The sequence below is a fragment of the Streptomyces sp. NPDC018031 genome (assembly GCF_044327625.1).
Taxonomy (GTDB): domain Bacteria; phylum Actinomycetota; class Actinomycetes; order Streptomycetales; family Streptomycetaceae; genus Streptomyces.
On sequence record NZ_JBIRFT010000059.1, the window covers coordinates 1 to 3,565 of the forward strand.

At 72.7% G+C, this 3,565-nt stretch carries 2 protein-coding genes; both read right to left on the minus strand.

What is annotated here, in order from left to right; genetic code table 11:
* On the minus strand, window positions 1-1,931 hold a 1,931-nt coding region (locus ACH4B3_RS34190), incomplete at its 3' end, for a type I polyketide synthase (RefSeq protein WP_398469681.1).
* Between the two features lie 20 nt (window positions 1,932-1,951).
* Window positions 1,952-3,565 (minus strand): SDR family NAD(P)-dependent oxidoreductase (locus ACH4B3_RS34195; protein WP_398469683.1); only part of this gene is annotated, 1,614 nt, incomplete at its 5' end.

Consider the following 3,565-nt stretch of genomic DNA (forward strand, 5'->3'; position numbering starts at 1 on the left):
TAAGGGGTCAGGGCTTGTTCGCACTCGGCGATGCGGGCGGCGAACACCGGTTGGGAGTCCAGCAGGGCCACGCCCATGCCGCGCCATTGCGAGCCTTGCCCGGGGAAGACGAAGACGGGTCCGTGTGGGGTGTCCTGGGTGGTGCCGCGGGTGAGGTGGGGGTGGTCGGTGCCGGTGGCCAGGGCGTGGAGTGCGGCGTGGGTGTGGGTCGGTTCGGTGGCGGTGATCACGGCGCGGTGGTCGAAGGTGGCGCGGGTGGTGGCCAGTGACCAGCCCACTTCGGTGGGGTGGTGATCGGGGGTGAGGGTTCGGGCGAGTTGCCGGGCCTGTGCGGCGAGGGCGTCCGCTGAGCGAGCGGACAGTATCCAGGGCACGACCCCGCCCACCACCCCCGACCCCGACCCGGATTCGGACCCGGACCCGGACCCGGACCCGGAGATGCCAATGCCGCTGTCGGCATCGGCATCGGCATCGGCATCGGTGTCGGTGTCGGTGTCGGCTGTTGTGTCGGCACCGGGGTTGGGGGTGGTGGGGGTGGCACTGGTGGTGGGGGGTTCTTCGAGGATGAGGTGGGCGTTGGTGCCGGAGATGCCGAAGGCGGAGACGGCGGCGCGGCGGGGGTGGTCGGTGGTGGGCCAGTCGGCTGGTTCGGTGAGCAGGCGTACCGCGCCGCGGTTCCAGTCGACGTGGGTGGTGGGTTCGTCGATGTGCAGGCTTGCGGGGAGTGTGCCGTGTCGCAGCGCCATGACCATTTTGATCACGCCTGCCACTCCGGCGGCGGCTTGGGTGTGGCCGATGTTGGATTTGATGGAGCCGAGTCGGAGGGGGCGGTCGGCCGGGCGGTCCTGTCCGTAGGTGGCCAGCAGTGCCTCGGCCTCGATCGGGTCACCCAGCGTGGTCCCGGTGCCGTGCGCCTCGACCGCGTCCACCTGGTCGGCGGTGAGTCGGGCGTCGGCCAGTGCTTGCCGCACGACGCGTTCCTGTGCGGCGTCGTTGGGCGCGGCCAGTCCGTTGCTGGCGCCGTCCTGGTTGACGGCGGAGCCGCGGAGCACGGCCAGCACCTGGTGTCCGTTGCGGCGGGCGTCGGACAGCCGTTCCAGCAGCACCAGCCCGGCACCCTCGGCGAAGCCGGTACCGTCGGCCGAGGCGGCGAACGCCTTGCAGCGGGCGTCCGGCGCGAACCCGCGCTGCTTGGAGAACTCCACGAACGCCGTGGGTGCGGTGAACACGGTCACGCCGCCGGCCAGGGCCAGCGCGCACTCGCCGTTCCGCAGCGCCCGGGTGGCCAGGTGGATCGCCACCAGGGACGACGAGCACGCCGTGTCCAGGGTGACGGCCGGGCCTTCCAGCCCCAGGGTGTAGGCAACCCGGCCGGAGACCACGCTGGTGAGCCCTCCGGTGGCGGTGTAGCCCTCGAATCCCTCCGGAATCCGGGGGATCCGCGACAGGTAGTCCTGGCTCGACACCCCCGCATAGACGCCGGTGGGGGTGCCCTTGAGCGATGTCGGGTCGATGCGGGCGCGTTCCAGTAGTTCCCAGGCGACCTCCAGGAGCAGCCGCTGCTGGGGGTCCATGGCGAGGGCCTCGCGGGGATTGATGTTGAAGAACGCGGCGTCGAACCGGTCGGCGTCGTGCAGGAAGCCGCCCTCGCGGATGTAGCTGGTGCCGGGGTGGTCGGGGTCGGGGTGGTAGAGGCGGTCCAGGTCCCAGCCGCGGTTGGCGGGGAACGGGCCGATGGCGTCGGTGCCCGAGGCGACCAGGTCCCACAGCGCCTCGGGTGAGGTGGCGCCGCCGGGGAAGCGGCAGGCCATGGCGACGACGGCGATGGGCTCCTGCTGCCGTTCCTCCACCTCGCGCAACCGCTGGCGGGCCTGGCCCAGGTCGAGGGTGACCCGCTTGAGGTACTGGCGCAGCTTCTCTTCGGTGGACATGGTTCCTCCGTCACTCCCCGTCAGGACGACCCCAGTTGCTGGTCGATGAAGGCGAACATCTCGTCGTCCGACGCCGTCTCCAGGGCCTCGCCGTCCACGGTGTGATCGACCGCGTCGGCACCGTCACCGAGCCGCCACAGCAGGTTCTGCAGCCGCTTGACGAGCTGGTCGCCCGCCTCGCCCTCCGGCTTCCCGGCGGCCACCGCCGCCTCCAGCCGTTCCAGCTCCCGTAGCCCGGGCTGCTCCGCGCCGTCCACCGCCGGGCACAGCTCGCCCTGGAGGTACTCGGCCATGGCGGCCGGAGTCGGGTGGCGGAACACCGCGGTGGCGGACAGCCGCAGCCCGGTCACCATGGTGAGCCGGTTCCGCAGTTCCACCGCGGTCAGCGAGTCGAATCCCAGGTCCTTGAACGGTGCGTCCACCGGCACCGTTCCGGTGTCGGTGTGCCCCAGCACGGTGGCCGCGTGGGTCCGGACGAGTTCGACCAGCAGGGCCCGCTGCTCGCCGGGGCCCATCGACGCCAGCCGGCCGGACAGGTCGGCCACCGGCACCGCCGCGCTCGGCCGGGCAGGCGCGGTGCCGGTGCCCGTGCCGGCCAGCGAGCGGACCATGGGCGGGAGCGCCCCGGCGGGCTGGGCGGACAGCGTCGCGACGTCGAGCCGGGCGGCGAGCAGCGCCGTGGCGCCGAGCCCGTGCGCCGCGTCGAACAGTGCCAGCGCGTGCTCGGTGGACAGCGGGGCCATCCCCGACCGGTGCATCCGCGCGTGGTCCAGTGCGGTGAGCCCGCCGGTCATGCCGCTGGTGGCTTCCCACAGTCCCCAGGCGATGGAGGTGGCCGGCAGGCCGGCGTGCCGGCGGCGGGTGGCGAGGGCGTCGCAGTAGGCGTTGGCGGCGGCGTAGTTGGCCTGTCCGGGGCTGCCGAGGGTGCCGGCCGCCGAGGAGAAGATCACGAACATCGCCAGCGGCAGGCCCCGGGTGGCCTGGTGGAGGTGGGCCGCGCCGGTGGCCTTGGCGTCCCAGACGCGGCGGAGGGCGTCCGGGGTCTGGGAGGTGAGCACGGCGTCCTCGACGATGCCGGCCGTGTGGATGACGCCGGTGAGGGGGTGGTCGGGGTCGATGGTGGCGAGGGTGTCATGGAGGGCGTGGGGGTCGGTGAGGTCGGTGGCGGTGAGGTGGACGGTGGCGCCGAGGGTGCGGAGCCGGTCGGCGAGTTCGGTGGCGCCGGGGGCGTCGGGGCCGCGGCGGCTGAGTAGGAGCAGGTGCCGGACGTGCCAGGTGGTGACGAGGTGTTCGGCGGTGAGGGCGCCGAGGGTGCCGGTGCCGCCGGTGATCAGGACGGTGCCGTGGGGGTCGAGGGCGGGGGGTATGTCCAGGACGAGTTTGCCGGTGTGTCGGGCCTGGCTCATGTGGCGCAGGGCCTGCCGGGCGTGGGCCAGTGGCCATGCCTGGACCGGCGGTGGTTGGAGTGTTCCGCGGGTGAAGAGGTCGGCGAGGGTGTGCAGCATCTGCGCGATCCGGTCCGGTCCGGCATCGCGAACGAGGTCGTAGGCGCGGTAGTGGACTCCGGGGTGGGTTTCGGTGATCTGTTGGGGGTGGCGGATGTCGGTCTTGCCCATTTCGATGAACCGTCCGCC